At 56.4% G+C, this 16,522-nt stretch carries 16 protein-coding genes; 10 read left to right on the top strand and 6 right to left on the bottom strand.

What is annotated here, in order from left to right; genetic code table 11:
- Window positions 1–846 precede the first annotated feature (846 nt).
- Window positions 847–2,571 (top strand): gamma-glutamyltransferase, encoded by a 1,725-nt coding sequence (ggt, locus tag ACGYLO_RS21455; RefSeq protein WP_394377354.1) that lies wholly within the window; start codon window positions 847–849, stop codon window positions 2,569–2,571.
- Between the two features lie 68 nt (window positions 2,572–2,639).
- On the opposite strand, the gene ACGYLO_RS21450 is transcribed toward ggt, so the two are convergent.
- Genes ACGYLO_RS21450 through ACGYLO_RS21435 form a run of 4 tightly spaced genes read right to left on the bottom strand, consistent with a single transcriptional unit; the run spans window position 2,640 to window position 6,247 of the window.
- Window positions 2,640–3,392 (bottom strand): SDR family NAD(P)-dependent oxidoreductase, encoded by a 753-nt coding sequence (locus ACGYLO_RS21450; protein ID WP_394377353.1) that lies wholly within the window; start codon window positions 3,390–3,392, stop codon window positions 2,640–2,642.
- Window positions 3,389–4,705, bottom strand: a complete 1,317-nt coding sequence (locus ACGYLO_RS21445; protein ID WP_394377352.1) for a TRAP transporter large permease — start codon at window positions 4,703–4,705, stop codon at window positions 3,389–3,391. Before ACGYLO_RS21445 ends, ACGYLO_RS21450 begins: the two co-directional genes overlap by 4 nt.
- A gap of 4 nt (window positions 4,706–4,709) precedes the next feature.
- Entirely contained in the window at window positions 4,710–5,189 is a 480-nt protein-coding gene (locus tag ACGYLO_RS21440; protein WP_394377351.1) for a TRAP transporter small permease, read from the bottom strand.
- A 53-nt stretch (window positions 5,190–5,242) separates the two neighbouring features.
- Window positions 5,243–6,247 (bottom strand): DctP family TRAP transporter solute-binding subunit, encoded by a 1,005-nt coding sequence (locus ACGYLO_RS21435; RefSeq protein WP_394377350.1) that lies wholly within the window; start codon window positions 6,245–6,247, stop codon window positions 5,243–5,245.
- A gap of 135 nt (window positions 6,248–6,382) precedes the next feature.
- On the opposite strand from ACGYLO_RS21435, the gene ACGYLO_RS21430 reads away from it, so the two are divergent.
- The 9 genes from ACGYLO_RS21430 (at window position 6,383) to ACGYLO_RS21390 (ending at window position 14,226) form a co-directional block, all read left to right on the top strand.
- The gene (locus tag ACGYLO_RS21430; protein WP_394377349.1) at window positions 6,383–7,201 is read left to right on the top strand and encodes an IclR family transcriptional regulator; all 819 of its coding nucleotides are present in this window, start codon (window positions 6,383–6,385) and stop codon (window positions 7,199–7,201) included.
- Window positions 7,201–8,370 (top strand): acetyl-CoA acetyltransferase, encoded by a 1,170-nt coding sequence (locus ACGYLO_RS21425; protein WP_394377385.1) that lies wholly within the window; start codon window positions 7,201–7,203, stop codon window positions 8,368–8,370. The genes ACGYLO_RS21430 and ACGYLO_RS21425 overlap by 1 nt, the downstream gene beginning before the upstream one ends.
- The gene (locus ACGYLO_RS21420; RefSeq protein ID WP_394377348.1) at window positions 8,370–9,935 is read left to right on the top strand and encodes an acyl-CoA synthetase; all 1,566 of its coding nucleotides are present in this window, start codon (window positions 8,370–8,372) and stop codon (window positions 9,933–9,935) included. The genes ACGYLO_RS21425 and ACGYLO_RS21420 overlap by 1 nt, the downstream gene beginning before the upstream one ends.
- 115 nt (window positions 9,936–10,050) lie before the next feature.
- The gene (locus ACGYLO_RS21415; RefSeq protein WP_394377384.1) at window positions 10,051–10,743 is read left to right on the top strand and encodes a hypothetical protein; all 693 of its coding nucleotides are present in this window, start codon (window positions 10,051–10,053) and stop codon (window positions 10,741–10,743) included.
- A gap of 254 nt (window positions 10,744–10,997) precedes the next feature.
- Window positions 10,998–11,207, top strand: coding sequence for a Flp family type IVb pilin (locus tag ACGYLO_RS21410; protein WP_394377347.1), 210 nt, complete (start codon window positions 10,998–11,000; stop codon window positions 11,205–11,207).
- A gap of 587 nt (window positions 11,208–11,794) precedes the next feature.
- Window positions 11,795–12,055: a hypothetical protein gene (locus ACGYLO_RS21405; protein WP_394377346.1), complete on the top strand. Its 261-nt coding sequence runs from the start codon at window positions 11,795–11,797 to the stop codon at window positions 12,053–12,055.
- A gap of 6 nt (window positions 12,056–12,061) precedes the next feature.
- Window positions 12,062–12,382, top strand: a complete 321-nt coding sequence (locus ACGYLO_RS21400) for a type II toxin-antitoxin system RelE/ParE family toxin (protein WP_394377345.1) — start codon at window positions 12,062–12,064, stop codon at window positions 12,380–12,382.
- 815 nt (window positions 12,383–13,197) lie between these two features.
- Complete coding sequence (locus tag ACGYLO_RS21395; protein WP_394377344.1) at window positions 13,198–13,644, top strand: helix-turn-helix domain-containing protein; 447 nt, start codon at window positions 13,198–13,200, stop codon at window positions 13,642–13,644.
- Window positions 13,645–13,647: 3 nt separating this feature from the next.
- Window positions 13,648–14,226, top strand: a complete 579-nt coding sequence (locus ACGYLO_RS21390) for a PIN domain-containing protein (protein ID WP_394377343.1) — start codon at window positions 13,648–13,650, stop codon at window positions 14,224–14,226.
- 511 nt (window positions 14,227–14,737) lie between these two features.
- Here ACGYLO_RS21390 and ACGYLO_RS21385 read toward each other — a convergent pair.
- Window positions 14,738–15,007: a hypothetical protein gene (locus ACGYLO_RS21385; protein WP_394377342.1), complete on the bottom strand. Its 270-nt coding sequence runs from the start codon at window positions 15,005–15,007 to the stop codon at window positions 14,738–14,740.
- A gap of 15 nt (window positions 15,008–15,022) precedes the next feature.
- Window positions 15,023–16,369, bottom strand: a complete 1,347-nt coding sequence (locus ACGYLO_RS21380) for an ISNCY family transposase (RefSeq protein WP_394377341.1) — start codon at window positions 16,367–16,369, stop codon at window positions 15,023–15,025.
- Window positions 16,370–16,522: the final 153 nt, after the last annotated feature.

Here is a 16,522-nt window from a genome sequence, read left to right as displayed (position 1 = left end):
TGTTAACACTGAGCTATTTCCGACCTGCGCCTAAAAACAGTGCCAGAGCGAGGCCTAAGCAAGCCGCTACTGCCAAGACTATCAAAAGAAAACCGATGAACGCCAGCATGCGCTTGCCTATCGTATTGGAGCTTTAGCGCTCCTGAAGCGTCTATACGCGCAGACGCAACGAAAATACATCTTCTACATCCTCGCGCCCGGTGAGCGGCGAGGAGCGGCCCAAAGCTCACGATTTAACTTGCGAAATCTTGCCTACTGATCAGTCCCCATCGCATTGAGCCATTGATTAGAGCGTACCGATAGCACCAAGCGGGCAGCCACGCAGGCCATCTCCTGCTCAAATCGGTCCAAACGTCATCCAGAGATCACCTCCTCGCAAGACGGTAGGCTCAAAGCTGCGCCAATCTTAGGCAGTGCTAGCTTATCAACTGCTTCGCGAGAACTAAACGCTAGTTCGAGCGCCAAGTCGCTAATGTTTAGACGTCGGAGAGGCATTCTTGCTGGCTGCGTAGTGGATATAGTACGTCCGCGCTTCGTCGATAAATCCATACAGTTCAACGTACTTTATCAGGGCCTTTTCCAGCATCTCTATCCGTTCAGAATCCTTCAAAGCCTCTCTCCCTTCAGTAGCACCCAGTAGAGCTTCTGCACTTCTCGCACGGGCTCTCTTGAAAATCGTATGGATTCCTTAAAACTTCGATAAGAACGATGTAGGACCATGCTTGATACTTTTTAGCCACTACACCTTACAGACTATCGCCTTTAGCACGCCGACATTCTTTTCGTTGCACTTCTAAAGGGAAACAACCAACCTTCCCTTACGCAAACGCGAAGGGGAGGAATTTGATGAGACAGATTATCACTGGTGCAGTATGCTTGGCGATGTCAGCAGCACCCGTACTTCAGGCCCAAGAAGCAGCGATTTTTTCCGGCTATGACCGTGTTCATCCTGTCTATGCCGAGAACGGTATGGTCTCGGCACAAGAAGCTGTAGCAGCCCAAATTGGGCTCGATATCCTAAAGGCTGGTGGTAATGCCGTTGATGCTGGCGTTGCTGTGGCCTTCGCACTGGCGGTGACCCTACCGCGCGCGGGCAATATCGGGGGCGGTGGCTTCATGATCATTCATGACGCCGAGACCGGCGAAACGAAGGCAATAGATTACCGAGAAATGGCGCCCGCCTCTGCGGAGCGAGACATGTACCTCGACGCCGAAGGTAACGCCGACAGCGAGCTTTCGCGCTTCACAGGGCTAGCTGTCGGCGTGCCAGGTACCGTTGCGGGCATGCAGATGGCGTTAGAAAACTATGGCAGCATGACGCTAGCCGAAGTGATTGAGCCCGCGATTACTCTTGCGCGAGATGGTATTGCGGTGACACCCGGGCTTTCTGACAGCCTCAAGGGACTTGAGGACCGGCTGAAGAAATGGCCAACCTCCGAAAGCATCTTCTACAAAGAGGATGGTGGTTTCTATGAACCCGGCGAAACCCTTGTGCAAGCAGACCTTGCAAACACCCTCCAAAAGATTGCTGATGAGGGGACAGACGGCTTCTACAAAGGCGAAACGGCCACAAAGATCGCTGACGCGGTGCAGGCTGCGGGTGGGCGTATCACGGTTGAAGACATGGCCAATTATAAGCCGGTTTTACGTGAGCCCGTGCGTGGGACCTATCGTGGCTATGAGATCGTTTCGATGCCACCGCCTAGTTCAGGGGGCGCGCATATCATTCAAATTCTCAACGTTCTTGAAAACTACCCGATCTCTTTCCTCGGTCACAACACGGCCGACACAATCCACCTTATGGCTGAAGCGATGAAGCGGGCCTATGCGGATCGCTCCGAGTACCTTGGCGACAGCGATTTCGTGGATGTGCCTTTGAGCGAGATTACCTCCAAAGCCTATGCCAAAGATATTCAGGGCGAAATCAGCCTGAACGCGGCAACCCCGTCAAGCAGCATCAAACCAGGAGATCTTGCACCTTACGAGTCTGACCAGACAACGCATTTCTCTATCGTGGACAAAGATGGCAACGCCGTGTCCAACACATATACGATCAACTTCTCCTATGGGTCTGGGATGGTTGCCGACGGAACCGGCATTTTGATGAACAATGAAATGGATGATTTTGCGGCCAAGCCCGGAGTGCCCAATGCCTATGGGTTGATCGGCGGAGATGCCAATGCTGTGGAGGGGGGAAAGCGGCCGCTTTCCTCGATGTCGCCCACCATTGTCATGAAAGACGGAGAGGTCTTCATGGTAACCGGCTCGCCCGGTGGCTCACGTATCATCACCACCACGTTGCAGGTTATCATGAATGTCATCGACCATGGGATGAATATTGCCGAAGCTTCCTTCGCGCCGCGAATCCACCACCAGTGGCTACCTGACGAAATCCGCATCGAAGAAGGGATCAACCTCGACACGATAGGGCTGCTTGAACAACGCGGACACAAGGTCAGCGAAAAATCGGTGATGGGATCCACCCAATCAATACTCGTAGACAAAGAAAGCGGTTATTTGTTTGGTGCGTCAGATCCCCGGCGCGTCGATGCTGCGACTCTTGGACACTGATGCTAAGAAATGAGCCCCGACGTATGCGTCGGGGCTTTTTACCCTGAAGAGTACGTAAAGCGAACCGATCAGCCTCTAAGCGCGGGCAGACCCACACCAGTAGCGTCAAACCCACCATCAGAGGCTACCACCTGACCGGTGACATAGCTGGCGCGTTCGCTGGCCAGAAAGCAGATAACATCTGCAATTTCACGTTCTGTCCCATAACGGTTGAGGGGAATAGCGTCGTGGTAGGCCGCACGTATTTCTGGCGAATGAACGGCCAACGCGAGTTTCGTATCCACAGGTCCGGGGCAGACGCAGTTTGCACGGATCCCAACTTCGCCAAGCTCTGCGGCCTGCTGTTTGGTCAAATGGATCACTGCCGCTTTGGAGGTGCCATAGGCGATCCGCAGTGTCGAAGCGCGCAACCCGGAGATCGAGGCGATATTCACGATGGCCCCACCCCGGGCGGAGAGGAGCGCGAGACAGGCTTGGGACATCAGAAACACGCCATCAAGGTTAGTTTCCATAACGCGCCGCCAGCGGGAAAAGTCGGTTTCCGCCAATGGTCCGAAGTCAGCGACACCCGCATTGTTTACCAGAATGTCGAGGCGTCCATATGTCTGTTCTACCTCAGCTATGGCCTGCGCAACTTGTTGAGGGCTCGACACATCGCAGGTGATAGCGAGTGCTCCAGGTAGGGTGGCCGCAGCTTCTGTAAGCTCATCCGTATCCCGGTCGAGCATGACGATGCGGCGGCCTTCTGCGTGAAAGAGCGCCGCAGTTGCAAGGCCAATGCCGCGAGCGGCACCTGTGATCAAGGCGACGGTATCATTCATTTCAAAACCTCGGGCAGGAATAGGGAAAGGGCAGGGACCGCCGCCACGATGGCAAGGCCGATGACGCTGATCGCGAGGAACGGCAAGGCGGCGCGAGCGATATGCTCCAAAGGTTGGCGGGTGATGTTCGCAGCGACGTAGAGGTTGATCCCGACGGGCGGTGTGATGAGGCCGATGGCAAGGTTCACCATTACTAACACGCCGAACCAGACCGGATCCCAGCCAAGCTCGCGTACCACGGGCAGGAAGATCGGCAGGGAAATAAACATCACTGTGACCGGGTCCATAAACATGCCCGCAATCAGCAGGATCAGCATGATGACCATCAAGATCACCCCCCCATTGTCCGACAGGCCGAGCAATTGGCCGGAGTATTGGCCAACGAGATCTTCGACCGTCACGACCCATCCAAACAGGCTGGCATAGGCGACCACCAACATGACGACGGCGGAGGAAGAGGCGGCCTCGGTCAGGGCATCGTAGAGGGCGCGGATGGTGAGCGTGCGATAGGCAAAAGCGCCCACGGCGATGGCATAGACCGTGGCGACGAGGGCGGCTTCGGTCGGGGTGAAGATACCGGAGTAGATGCCCCCGAGGATGACGACCGGGGTCATCAAGCCCCAGAAGGACTCGCGGAAGCTCTGCCCCAGATCGCGCCAATAGCCTTTGCTGGCTGGTGCGGGTGAGAGCTTGTCCAACTCCGCCCGGTTGGTCGATTTGATGAAGGGCAGAATGATCAGCATCAACACCCCCATAAAGAGACCAGGGATAATCGCCGCAATAAAGAGCGCGGAGATCGAGGTTTCAGCGATGACGCCATAGATTACGAGACCGATGGACGGGGGAATAACAATAGAAAACGCAGCACCAGTACAGACAAGAGCGGCTGCTGCGGCACGAGGGTAACCGTCCTCCTCCATTCCTTTGATGATCATGGGACCAATGGCTGCGACAGAGGCAGGGCCGGAGCCTGAGACTGCCCCCCAGAAGAGGCAAACGACGGTGCCGACGACCCCCATACCGCCCGGCAAGCTGCCGATCAGGATGCGGAAAAAGCGGATCATACGTTCGGCAATGCCCAAGGTACCCATCAAGGTCCCCGCGAGGATGAAGAAGGGGATGGCGAGCAGGGCGTATTTCGCGATGCCGGTGGCGATCAGATCGCCCGCGAGGTCAAAGCCAAAGCCGATCTGCCACATGGCATACATAGCCGACAGGCCGAGCGCGAAGGCCACGGGCACGCGCAGCGCCATCAGCAGAAAAAAGGCGACGATCATCTGGGTGCCGGCACCCATGCTGGAGATATCAAACACTGGATTATGCTCGCGGTTCTTGGCGCGTCGCGCGCCACATTTCGGCGGCATGTTGCAGGTAACGGATAATGATCAGCGCAAAGCCGAAGGGGAGGCCGATCTGATACCACCACGCGGGCACGCCAAGCGCATAGCTGCGGATGCCGCTGCCGATCTGGTTCATCAGTGTAGCCCAGGAGAACCAAGCAGAGGCTGCCAAAAGCAGGATCGAAAGGATCACCGACAGCAGAAACACGGCCCGGGCCGCAGGGCGTGGCAAGAAATCCTGAACGATCGTAACCGCCAAATGCTGCCCTCGGCGCGCAGCGATTGCGGCGCCAAAAACGGTCAACAGCAGAAAGCCGTTGGTCAGCAGCTCTTCCGAGGCCGCGAAAGAATAATGTGTGGCATAGCGAACCACGACATTGATGAAGCCGATCAGCGTCATGCCAAGAAACAGCACGGCGCAGACGATCTTTTCAAACTCGTTCAGCAGAAATCGCATGGCTCTGACCCTCCCGGATCGGCGCGGCCCCAGTGAAAGGCCGCGCCTAGGCTTTAGTTCGCGGGTGTCGCGGCGATGGCGTCTTGGAAGCTACCGACGATGTCGGTGCCAACCTTGGCGGCCCAAGTGTCGAAGGCGGGTTTGGTCGCTTCGCGGAAGGCTGCCAGTTCCGCTTCGGACGGCTCGTAAACCTCCATCCCCTTGTCACGCAGGAATGCGACACCTTCGGCGGTGCCTTCGCGGGTGATTTCGCGCTGATATTCCATGGCTTCGGTCGCGGCGGCGCGCATTTGCTCTTGGGTCGCCTCGTCCAGATCACCCCAGACATCGGTCGAGACGCCGAGGAAGATCGGGTCATAGGAGTAGTGCCAAGCGGTCAGGTGTTTTTGCACTTCAAAGACCTGCTGGGGAATGATTACCGCACCAATGGGGTTTTCCTGACCATCGACCACGCCCTGCTGAAGTGCAGTCATCGTCTCACCCCATTGCATCTGCTGCGGGTTAGCCCCGAGCGCATTCATCACGTCGATGTACATCGGGCCGGCGACGCGCATGTTGAGCCCCTTCATATCTTCGGGGGTCTTGATCGGGCGGACATTGTTGGTGACTTCGCGGAACCCGTTTTCACCCCAGGCAAGCACTTCGATGCCCTTTTCGCGCAGAATGTCTTCGAGCAGTTTCGCCGGTTCGCCTTGGGTGGTCGCATCTACCTGATCGTAGTTGGCATAGAGATAGGGCAGCGAGAACACGGCCATCTCGGGCACCAAGGGGGTCACGTTGATCGCCGAGGTGACGACGAGGTCGAGCGCCCCGCGGCCCACCATCTCGGCCTGTTTCATCTGGTCGCCACCAGAAAGCTGCGCGTTGGGAAAGACGCGCACGTCATAGGCGCCGTCGGTTTTCTCAGACAGAAGCTCACCGAATTTTTCGGCCCCCTTGTGCCAAGTCGTGGTGTCGCCGGTATTATGCGACAGGCGCAGGGTGTCGGCGCTGGCCGCACCGGAAAAGACGGCGGTTGCGAAAATTGCGGCCAAACCCGCCTTTGAAATCATTTTCATAATAGTTCCTCCCTCATTGAGCCATAATGTGGAACAGAGTTCGCCGGTTCGGGCAAGATATTTCTTGCAATCGAAGAGAGAATGCGCAGTTCTCTGTGTCTAAGTCCCGGAATCCTGACGCAAGAGGTCCATATTATGAACGGCGGAGATCAGGCGACCCCCGCCAGCGGCAGTCAAGCGGTGGACCGCGCCTTGGCGCTTCTGCAAATCACCGGACGCGCAGCGGGGCGGGGCGCATCTTTGTCGGAATTGATCGAGGCCTCGGGTCTGGGCAAGCCCACAGTGCGGCGGCTGATGCTTGCGCTTATTCGACGCGGTCTGGTTGAGCAGGACAGCGCCTCGCGGCTCTATTTTCTAGGGGAGGAAAGCTATGTGCTAGGCACCTTTGCAACCCCACGTCACGGACTGTTGGAAATTGCGGCGGAGGCGGCCGTGCGGCTTGCCGAAGCGAGCGGCGACACGGCCTTCGTCAACATGCGGCGGGGCTCGGCCGCGGTTTGTCTGCACCGCGAAGACGGGGCTTTCCCGATCCGAACCCATGCGCTTGAGACCGGCGCGCAGCACCCTTTAGGCATCGGCGCAGGCTCGCTCGCGATGCTGAGCGCGTTGCCGGATGCGGAGGTCGAAATGGTGCTTCAAGACAATGCTGAGCGAATGGCACGCGATTATCCGAATTATGACGCCAATCTTTTGCGCAGTGATGTGGCGCGGTCGCGCGCGCGGGGTTTTGCATTGAACCCCGGGCGGATCGTGCCCGGCAGTTGGGGCATCGGCGTGGCCCTTTGCCGCCCTGATGGATCCGTCGCAGGGGCCATGTCGATCGCCGCAATCGAGAGCCGAATGCTGCCGCCGCGCGATGGCGAACTGGCGGAATTGTTGAAACGCGAAGCGCGGGAAATTGAGCTCCGGTTGGCGCGCAGGATGCCGCAGCCGGTACTGGAGGAGAGTGAATGATGACAGACCCCTATATCGTGGGCTGGGCCCATAGCGCCTTTGGCAAAAGCGAAGCGCCCGATACCGAAGGGTTGATGGCCGAGGTCACGGGGCCGGCTTTGGCCCATGCGGACGTGGCGGCCGAAGACGTGGATGGCATCTTTGTCGGTGTCTTCAACAACGGCTTCTCGGATCAGGATTTTCAGGGAGCTCTCGTGGGTATGGGGAATGAGGCTTTGGCCCGCGTCCCCGCCACGCGCTACGAAAATGCCTGCGCGACCGGTTCTGCTGCATTGCACGGAGCGATGGATTTTATTGCCAGTGGGCGAGGCAAGATTGCACTTGTGGTAGGCGCCGAGAAGATGACAGCCACACCGGGCGCAGAGGTGGGAGATATCCTGCTCGGCGCGTCTTACCGGGCGGAGGAAGCAGGCGTCGGCGGCGGCTTTGCCGGACTCTTTGGGCAGATCGCGGGCAGCTATTTCCAGCGTTACGGCGATCAATCCGAAGCGCTGGCGATGATCGCCGCCAAGAACCACCACAATGGAATGCAGAATCCCCTTGCCCATATGCAGCGGGATTTCGACGTGGCTTTTTGCAACACGGTCTCGGAGAAGAACCCTCTTGTTGCGGGCCCTTTGCGGCGCACGGATTGCTCGTTGGTCTCTGACGGGGCGGCGGCGATGGTCGTGGCCGCACCCGAGGTGGCGGCTCAGCTGCAGCGCGCAATTCGTTTCCGTGCGCGCAGCCATACCAACGAACCTCTAGCGCTGTCGCGGAGGGACATCACCCGCTTCGATGGCGCCCGGCGGGCGTGGGAGCAGGCATTCGCGGCGAGCGGCCTGACGCTCAATGACCTGAGCCTCGTGGAAACCCACGACTGTTTCACCGTGGCGGAGTTGCTGGAATACGAGGCGATGGGCTTGACGGAACCGGGACAAGGCAGTCGCGCCATTCGGGAAGGCTGGACGGCCAAGGACGGGCGACTACCGGTGAACCCCTCCGGCGGGCTGAAGTCAAAGGGCCATCCGATTGGGGCCACGGGCGTGTCGATGCATGTCATGGCGGCGATGCAGTTGATGGGTGAAGCGGGCGGCATGCAGATCCCTGATGCCGAGCTTGCCGGGGTGTTTAACATGGGCGGGGCGGCTGTGGCCTCCTATGCCTCGATCCTTGAGCGGGTGGCGTGATGCAACCCGTCTCTACCCGCGTCATGAACCTCTCGCAGTTTTTAACCGATTCCGCGCGGCGCCAGCCTGAGGAGATCGGGCTGGCCTGGGGCGAAGAAACCTGGGCCTGGTCCGACCTGGAGGCCCGCGCAACCGCCTTTGCCGCAGCGTTGCGTGACCGCTACGGAATGCGCAAGGGCGACCGTTTGCTAGTACAATCGGCCAATTGCAATCAGATGTTCGAGGCGGCTTTTGCCTGTTGGAAACTCGGCTGCGTTTGGGTGCCCGCGAACTTCCGCCAAACGCCTGAAGAGGTCGCATGGCTTGCCATGTCTTCGGGAGCCAAAGGGCTGTTGGCGGGGGCCGAGTTCGCCGGACATATCGCAGCCTGCAAGGATGTCGCCTTCACCGTCACTATTGGCGCTGACGGAGAGGACGACTACGACACACTCGTAGCAGAATTCGCTGGGGTGCCGGTCGCCGCGGCCGAAGTGGATCGCGACGATCCCGCGTGGTTCTTTTTCACCTCTGGTACGACAAGTCAACCGAAGGCGGCTGTGTTGACACATGGCCAGTTGGCCTTTGTGATCACGAACCACCTTTGCGACCTGATGCCGGGCACCGGGCCGGATGATGCGTCTATCGTCGTCGCGCCCCTGTCCCACGGGGCGGGGATCCATCAGTTGACGCAGGTGGCCCATGGGGTGAAAACCATTCTGCCCGGAGGCACAAAGTTCGACCCCGCAGAGGTTTGGCGCTTGGTTGCCAAGTGGCGCGTGACGAATGCCTTTACCGTGCCGACGATCGTGAAGATGCTGGTCGAACATCCTTCTGTCTATGAACATGACCACTCCAGCCTGCGCTATATGATCTATGCCGGAGCGCCGATGTACCGCGCCGACCAAATCCGCGCAATTGAAGTTTTGGGCCCTGTTCTAGTCCAGTATTTTGGCTTAGGCGAAGTAACCGGCAACATCACTGTCTTGCCACCGGCGCACCATTCCGCCGACGACGCTGCAATGCGTATTGGCACCTGCGGCTTTGCGCGAACGGGGATGCAGGTTCAGGTGCAAGATGCAGAAGGACAAGAGGTCGCGCCTGGTGAGACTGGGGAAGTTGCGGTCATAGGTCCGGCCGTTTTTGCTGGCTATCACAACAATCCCGAAGCCAATGATAAAGCGTTCAGAAACGGATGGTTCCTGACCGGGGACCTTGGGCATATGGATGCTGAAGGGTTTCTTTACCTCACCGATAGGGCGTCCGACATGTATATCTCAGGCGGCTCCAACATCTACCCACGTGAGATCGAAGAAAAGATCCTGCAACACCCCGCCATCAACGAATGCGCTGTACTAGGGATACCGGACCCCACATGGGGCGAAGTCGGTATCGCCATCTGCGTCGCACATAGGGATACGCCAGAGGCTGCAGATTTACTCGAGTGGCTGGGAGCCAAGGTACCGCGCTACAAAATGCCAAAGTCCGTCTTGTTTTGGGACGAGTTGCCCAAGTCCGGATACGGCAAGATCACCAAAAAGCTGATCCGAGCTGAACTGGTCGCCCGCGGAGAGATTGCAGATGTCTAAGGTGCCGACAGTGCAGCATCCCGGCCCGATCGCGACGGAGCGTATTAGCGCGGTACCATGCCGTGCAACACGCCGACGCGTAAAGCTATCGGCGGGATCGACCCTTTTGCAGGCGATGATCGAAGCCGCTGAAGGTGCGGGCGCTTGGTTCGACTTGACCGACGTACCAACTGAAATACTAACCTTCGTCCGTCCCGCACCATCTCCAGATGATAGCCATGTAGCGTGGTACAGTGATGAGACAGTATTGCAGCTTGCGACAATCCGACAGGCTGGTGCGCATCTGGGGCGGCGTGACGGCAAAGCATTTGCGCATGTTCACGGCCTCTGGACTGAGGAAAATGGTACCCGCCATGCGGGGCATCTCTTAGCCGAAAAAACGGTTTTGGCAGCTGACCACATGGTGGATGCTTGGATGCTGGACGGGGCGATGCTTGAGAGCGCCCCGGACGAAGAGACGGGGTTCACCTTGTTTCGCCCAAGCTACACTCATCAGGTCGACACCCCAAATGCAGTACTAGGAACAATCCGGCCAAATGAGTTGATTGATGAAGGCATCGCAAAATGCTCGGAAATCGCAGGACTGTGTGCCAGCACCGTGAAAGGTCTAGGAAGCTTAGTGGGTACTAGGTTGAAGGATCAGTCAGCGCTGAACGATATTGCCACTGAAGTCCTACTAATTGGCCCTACAGCCCAACAGGTAACTGCTGTCGGCTTTGACGGAGCGCCTATCTCGGGAGAGTTGGTACCACTCATGAACCGGGTATGTGTGACCTTTGAGGTTCTTCTGGTAGCGCAATCGGAGTGAATGCTGCCATTACGATTCCACGCACCTAGATTGCCATGGGAGGTTACAACAAGAGCTTCTAGGCCTACTTCTACGACCAGAACCTCAAGCGAGGATGCCTAACATGAGATGCTGTAAAGGCCCCTCCGTGGTGGGAATCAACAGCCGCCCAATTTATGCCACAATATTAACAACACATTACCTTTGAGCGACAAATTTTCGACATGGGGCCGGCCTACAAGCATTCACAGAAGGTCGTAAAAAAGGAATGCACCATGAAATTTGCTCTCAAAATGAAACGTTTCTCACGTGATGAAGACGGCGCCGTTACAGTAGACTGGGTTGTGCTTACCGCAGCCATCGTCGGTCTGGCAGTTGTGGCTTTCGGTACAATCAAAGACGACACCAAAGCCCTTGTCGACGGAATTTCTGCAGATCTCGAAAAGGCGGCGACAGCGCAAAGCACATCCGAGGCACCCGGATAACCACAAAGCTCTATTTGCTAAGCTTAAGGGGTGGTATCTCTCAATACTAGGACGCTTTTCCCTCCAAGGAGCGCCCGCTTCCCTAAAAGGCCACGCTAACGCATGTAGCGTGGCCTTTATATCCTACATAAAAACAATAAGATAGACCCACCCAGGCTATCCCATGAAACGGGCTTTCACCAAAGGCAGAAAGAGAATAAATATGAACTTTCGCTTCAAGGTAAAATCGTTTCTACACAGCGATAGTGGCGCAGTAACGGTCGAGTGGCTTGTCCTAACCGCCACTCTTATCGGACTGATAATACTATTGCTGTCGACGCTTGAAACTGCTGCATTAAATGCAACGGTAAACACAGCAACCAGAATGCACACGGTCAGGTCGGACGGTTGATCAAAGGACTGCCTAACTTCTAAAGGGCAAGAACGTCGCGTTGGGATCTGCTTCGCCGTCATTCCAAAATCCGTGTGAGACAGCGGGATTTGCAAGAACAAAACCTACTTAGGCCTTTTGCATTGAACGCGCCTTAGAGCAGTATTGACCCCCTTTGCACCTCAAAGTATGACTTATTCATGCAAGAGGTTCTCTAATGACTGTAAAAACCACGCTTAGCTTTACTGACCGCCACCATGACTTTCTTATGGCTAAGGTCAAACAAGGCACATTCGCTACAGCAAGCTCAGCGGTTGCAGCAGCAATTGAGCAGCTCATTGAAGACGAAGTGCAGCGCGAAAATGCACTGCAAGCCGTGTCATCTGCGATTTCTGAGAGAATGGAAACGCCGCGATCAGAGTTCGTTTCGGGAGAGGCGCTTTTCCGCAGCGCTTATCAACGTATGAGTTCGGATTAAGCCTCAGTGACCTACAAGATACGGTTTCACCCCGAGGTAGCGACTGATCTGCAGGTTATTGCTGATATTATCGCAAACCATTCAGGCATCACGGAAGCCACACATAAGCTAGTACACATTCAAGACACTGCATACCGCCTCGCTGACAACCCCAAAAAGGGTTCTTCTCAAACCGAAGCGAGCAGCGCCGTAAGGACAATCCCAGCTGGGCGCAAAGGAGTTATAGCTTTCGAGATTGATGAAAACACCACAACAGTTTTCGTGATCGCGGTTGCTTACGGCGGTACAGAATGGCTCTCCAAAATCGAAGGCCGCGAGACAAACTGATATTGACCTAAGGGGATGAACTGCCTTCCCGCCAAACCGCAGCTATTGCTGCGAACATAGGTGGAAAGAGGAGGATTTGGCTCTTCAGAAAAGGCGCGGTTTTGACATGATGGGCAAACATTCGCTCGATGGTTCAAGTAGGCTGATCAGTTCATCATTCTGTTGTGGACGAAAGCCTTTTCCAGCCCCAAGGCGGTTTATCTAATACATATCTGGGAGCGTCGTGGTAATTCCAGCACTCTTCTGGTGAGAAGAGTTCGGAGATTTTTGTGAAGGTGGGGACATACCGGGCTGACCTGATCAGGTGTGCTTGGAGCTTCGAGAATACCACCTCCATCGAGTTAAGGTCAGGGCGGCGCAAGTAACAACCAGGATCCGGCATCCAGCATGGCTTTAGCTGCGATGGTATAAGTGGCGAGGTCATCGTGGGCCTGTGAACCAAAAGAATGTTCTATCCTGTGTCGTTCTGTGAGACTTAGTTGGTTACAAACGGTTCCCGTACCGATCCCTCTCATTAGGTTAACTACTGTTTTCTAAAAAGAGTCGCATTTGAGGGTAGCGCGCGCCAAGCCGGTCATTTGTGCCAAGTGCAGCTTGCCAATCTCGCTTAGGTGTTCAATCCCGGAAACCTCACATACTGCCTTGGCGTGTACATGCGGGACAGTCGCTACACTTATTTCACTCGATTCGATTATTTCACTTGTTTCGATTATTTCGAATGATACATAGGAACCATGCGAGAAGCGCGGACAACGCGTATACAGCCGCAATCGCACGACGGCGAAACCCAGATTTGAGTAAGGCGGAGGGCCTCCATGCAGCAGACACTTGAGAAGAGGTTGCCAACAAAGGAAGAAATTCGGAACGCGGCTTCAGCCGCGACCGCACTTGCAATTGCGATGGAGATGGATGACGGCATCGTCATCAACGGACAGGATGGCAGCCCTGTCACCATCGCGCCCACGATTGGACGTCAGCTCATCGAACTCTTGGGTCACATCAGCAATGGTGAAATGGTCACCCTTGTGCCCACCGGAGCAATGCTGACGACCCAGCAAGCCGCAGACATGCTGAACGTTTCTCGCCCTTTCCTGATCAAGCTGATCAAGCGGGGCGAAATCGAATGCGAAACTGTCGGTTCACACCGCCGTATCAAAACGACCAACCTCATGGACTATCGAGAACGGCGAAGCCAAGCGCAGCATGACGCCATGGCGCAGCTCGTTCAGATGGGACAGGAGGCGGTGGCAAAAGGAAGCTAACCATTGAACCACATCGCGAACCCATTCGTCGCAGTCCTCGACGCCTGCGTTCTGTATCCGTACAGGATGCGAGACGTCCTGCTTGAATTTGCCACACAGGGCATCTTCAGGGCGCGTTTCACTGAAGAGATAATGGACGAATGGTCGCGGAACGTGATCAAGGACATGCCGGATACTGTGGAGAGCGTTAAGGCTCAGTTGGGGATCATTGGTAAAGTGTTCGAAGAGTGCTTCGTTACCGGCTACAAACCGTTGATCGCTGGCTTGGAGCTGCCAGACCCGGACGACCGCCACGTTCTGGCGGCAGGCATCAAGTCCTCAACTCAGGTGATCGTCACGAAGAACCACAAGGACTTCCCCGAGGACGTGCTTGAGGAGTTCGACATTATCACCGTGGACCCGGACGAGTTTCTGGCCGATGCGTTCGAGTTGTTCCCAATGGAAGCAACTGGCGCACTGCGAACCCTCAGAGCCAGACTGACAAGACCTCCGATGGATGTCTCAGAGTTTCTGTTGGACCTCACCCGTGCCGGGATGCCTCGTCTCGCGGCCAAGGCACGCGAGCACATCGAGTTTCTGTAAGGAAGCATGACTATGCCTGCCGACTTCCTCGACGTTGCCTATGCCCAACAGGCAAGCATCGCAAGAGATGTGGCGTCGCGGTTAATGCGACAGGAAGCGTTGTACTGGCCCCAAAAGAAACGATCTCTGCTACGTCCGCTCAGCGACCATTGCCCCCCAATACCGTCAAGGTCAGCTTGGTCCGCGATTGCCAGTTGACGCAGGTTGCAGCGAAAGCCACTCCGCACGGGACCTTCGCGTGCCTCCATCGTTCTATCTTGCGTCCTTCTACGATACTCAGTTGATCGTAAACGGCTCCCATACCGGTTCCTCCCGTCAGATAAACCACTGCTTTCTAGCAAAATTTCCAATTGAGGGTAGTGCGTACCTGGCTACATCGGTTGTAAACACCATTCAGAAATGTCACTGGGTTTGCAAAGCAGGAATGTCACTACTGGGCGCGACGGTAGCAAGGCTTTGCAGCCCGGAGACCCCACATATCGAAGGGCTGAAAAGCCTTGCGGGGATTGGCTTAGAGACCCGGCTTCCGTTGTTCGGTCTGATTGTAGAATGCTCTGACGCCGTCTTCGCGCACGATCTTTTCAAAGGTACGCCACGCAAGGACATCACCAAAGAAGGGCGGATTGTCTGAAATCGTCAACGTGCCGAATTGGTTCTCAACTGACAGGATCCAGCCGGGATCGATGCTGGTCTTGTAAATCTCGACGTCAAAGTGATGCCCGTCGATGGTGACGGTCTGGGTGCATTCGGAAAAGATGATCTCTGGCTCGTCCTCAGTCATACCGTCGATTTTGGCCTATTCCGCCGCCTGCGCAATCTTCTTCTTGGCTTTCGATCCTGAGGGCCTGCCAGGACGCCGCCCATTCGGTTTATAACCCATCTTCTCGGAATTTGTCCGCACCTTCGGCTTTGGCGGCGCGGCGTCCTGCATCTCCTTGATGTGTTCCAGAACTGCGCTCAGGTTTTTGTTGCTGGTGATTGCCGCATGGGTGACGCGCTGATCCATGTCGAAGACTGTGTAGGGCAGGGAGCGGCCTTTGGAGCGCACCTCGAACCGGCCATCAACAAAGGCGTAGGTGTCCACGTATTTGCCAACCAGCCCGCGCGTGATGTCACTTTCTTCGAGCATGATCCGCTTGCGGTCGTAGGAGAACGTTAACTGCCTGCCGACATAGCGGTTCTCGCGCCAGCACAGCACATCTGCCAGCCGATCCGGCTCGACATTGAGCGCGCGATGCAGGTTGTCCGACCTGGCCGGGGCCTTGGCGAACCTGGCGTTGTGGCGGTCTTTGAAGCCTTGCAAATAGGCGTTTCCAGCTTCCATGTCTGAAATGCCCGCGATGCGCAGTTCCTTGACCAGCCGATCCTGCAACGTGCGGTTGGCGCGTTCGACACGGCCTTTGGCCTGGCTCGAATTGGCGCAGAGAATCTCGATGTTCAGCTCACTCAGCGCCCGACCAAACTGGGTGATCCGCGCACCACCCTTGGCGTCCTCTTTGGAGACACGGAACACCGTGTGCTTGTCAGAATAGAGCGCGACCGGGCGACCGTGTTTGTGCAGATAGCTTTCCAAAGCTTCAAAGTAGCTGAACGTGCTCTCTGACTTCACAAACCGCAGTTCCATGAGCGTGCTGGTCGCGTCATCGATGAACACAAGCAGGGTGCAAGGTGATGCGCGGTCTTCAAACCAGCGATGGTCCGAGCCGTCGATCTGGATCAGCTCACCGAAGCATTCCCGGCGCAGGCGAGGTTGATGAAACTGGCGGCGCTGCTTGCGAGACAGCCAGATGCCATCTTCAACCATCCACTTGCGCACCGTCTCACGCGAGACCTTTAACCCATGATGTTCGGCCAACATCTCAGCTGCAAGCGTCGGCCCGAAGTCCGGATAATGTTCCTTGATGACGGTCAGCGCATAATCGCGTTTGGCTGAGTGGATTTGGTTGTTCGGCGCGCGCCCACGCGACTTGTGCCGGATCGCAGATGCACCGTCCTGGCGGTACCGCTTCAAAAGCCGAAACACTTGCCGCCGTGTCAGGTCCAGCATGTTCGCCGCGTTGTCGACGCTCAGCCGCCCATCATCGACCTGCGCCAAAACCTCAACGCGGTTCAACTCGCGCTCGCTCATCGTCACCCATCCCATGTCCACTAATCCTCGCTACCGTATGCAAGGAGAGTGACACTTCTGCTTTGCCGATGGGTGACATTACTGCTTTGCGGTGTGAGTTCACGGTGAAGTGCAGTTTTTGATATCTCGTTTTACTCCAACCGTTTCTGTATTTCCATCAGGTTGCTT

Origin of the sequence: Sulfitobacter sp. 1A13353, from assembly GCF_043557255.1 — a bacterium.
GTDB lineage: Bacteria > Pseudomonadota > Alphaproteobacteria > Rhodobacterales > Rhodobacteraceae > Sulfitobacter > Sulfitobacter faviae.
This window is presented reverse-complemented; position numbering and strand designations above follow the sequence as displayed.

What these genes read in the sequence shown, in the direction of transcription:
- ACGYLO_RS21430 (WP_394377349.1), top strand. Translation starts at nt 6,383, where the DNA reads ATGAACGGCGGAGATCAGGCGACCCCCGCCAGCGGCAGTCAAGCGGTG.
- ACGYLO_RS21435 (WP_394377350.1), bottom strand. Translation starts at nt 6,247, where the DNA reads ATGAAAATGATTTCAAAGGCGGGTTTGGCCGCAATTTTCGCAACCGCC.
- ACGYLO_RS21420 (WP_394377348.1), top strand. Translation starts at nt 8,370, where the DNA reads ATGCAACCCGTCTCTACCCGCGTCATGAACCTCTCGCAGTTTTTAACC.
- ACGYLO_RS21410 (WP_394377347.1), top strand. Translation starts at nt 10,998, where the DNA reads ATGAAATTTGCTCTCAAAATGAAACGTTTCTCACGTGATGAAGACGGC.
- ACGYLO_RS21450 (WP_394377353.1), bottom strand. Translation starts at nt 3,392, where the DNA reads ATGAATGATACCGTCGCCTTGATCACAGGTGCCGCTCGCGGCATTGGC.
- ACGYLO_RS21395 (WP_394377344.1), top strand. Translation starts at nt 13,198, where the DNA reads ATGCAGCAGACACTTGAGAAGAGGTTGCCAACAAAGGAAGAAATTCGG.
- ACGYLO_RS21415 (WP_394377384.1), top strand. Translation starts at nt 10,051, where the DNA reads ATGATCGAAGCCGCTGAAGGTGCGGGCGCTTGGTTCGACTTGACCGAC.
- ACGYLO_RS21405 (WP_394377346.1), top strand. Translation starts at nt 11,795, where the DNA reads ATGACTGTAAAAACCACGCTTAGCTTTACTGACCGCCACCATGACTTT.
- ACGYLO_RS21425 (WP_394377385.1), top strand. Translation starts at nt 7,201, where the DNA reads ATGACAGACCCCTATATCGTGGGCTGGGCCCATAGCGCCTTTGGCAAA.
- ggt (WP_394377354.1), top strand. Translation starts at nt 847, where the DNA reads ATGAGACAGATTATCACTGGTGCAGTATGCTTGGCGATGTCAGCAGCA.
- ACGYLO_RS21385 (WP_394377342.1), bottom strand. Translation starts at nt 15,007, where the DNA reads ATGACTGAGGACGAGCCAGAGATCATCTTTTCCGAATGCACCCAGACC.
- ACGYLO_RS21380 (WP_394377341.1), bottom strand. Translation starts at nt 16,369, where the DNA reads ATGGGATGGGTGACGATGAGCGAGCGCGAGTTGAACCGCGTTGAGGTT.
- ACGYLO_RS21440 (WP_394377351.1), bottom strand. Translation starts at nt 5,189, where the DNA reads ATGCGATTTCTGCTGAACGAGTTTGAAAAGATCGTCTGCGCCGTGCTG.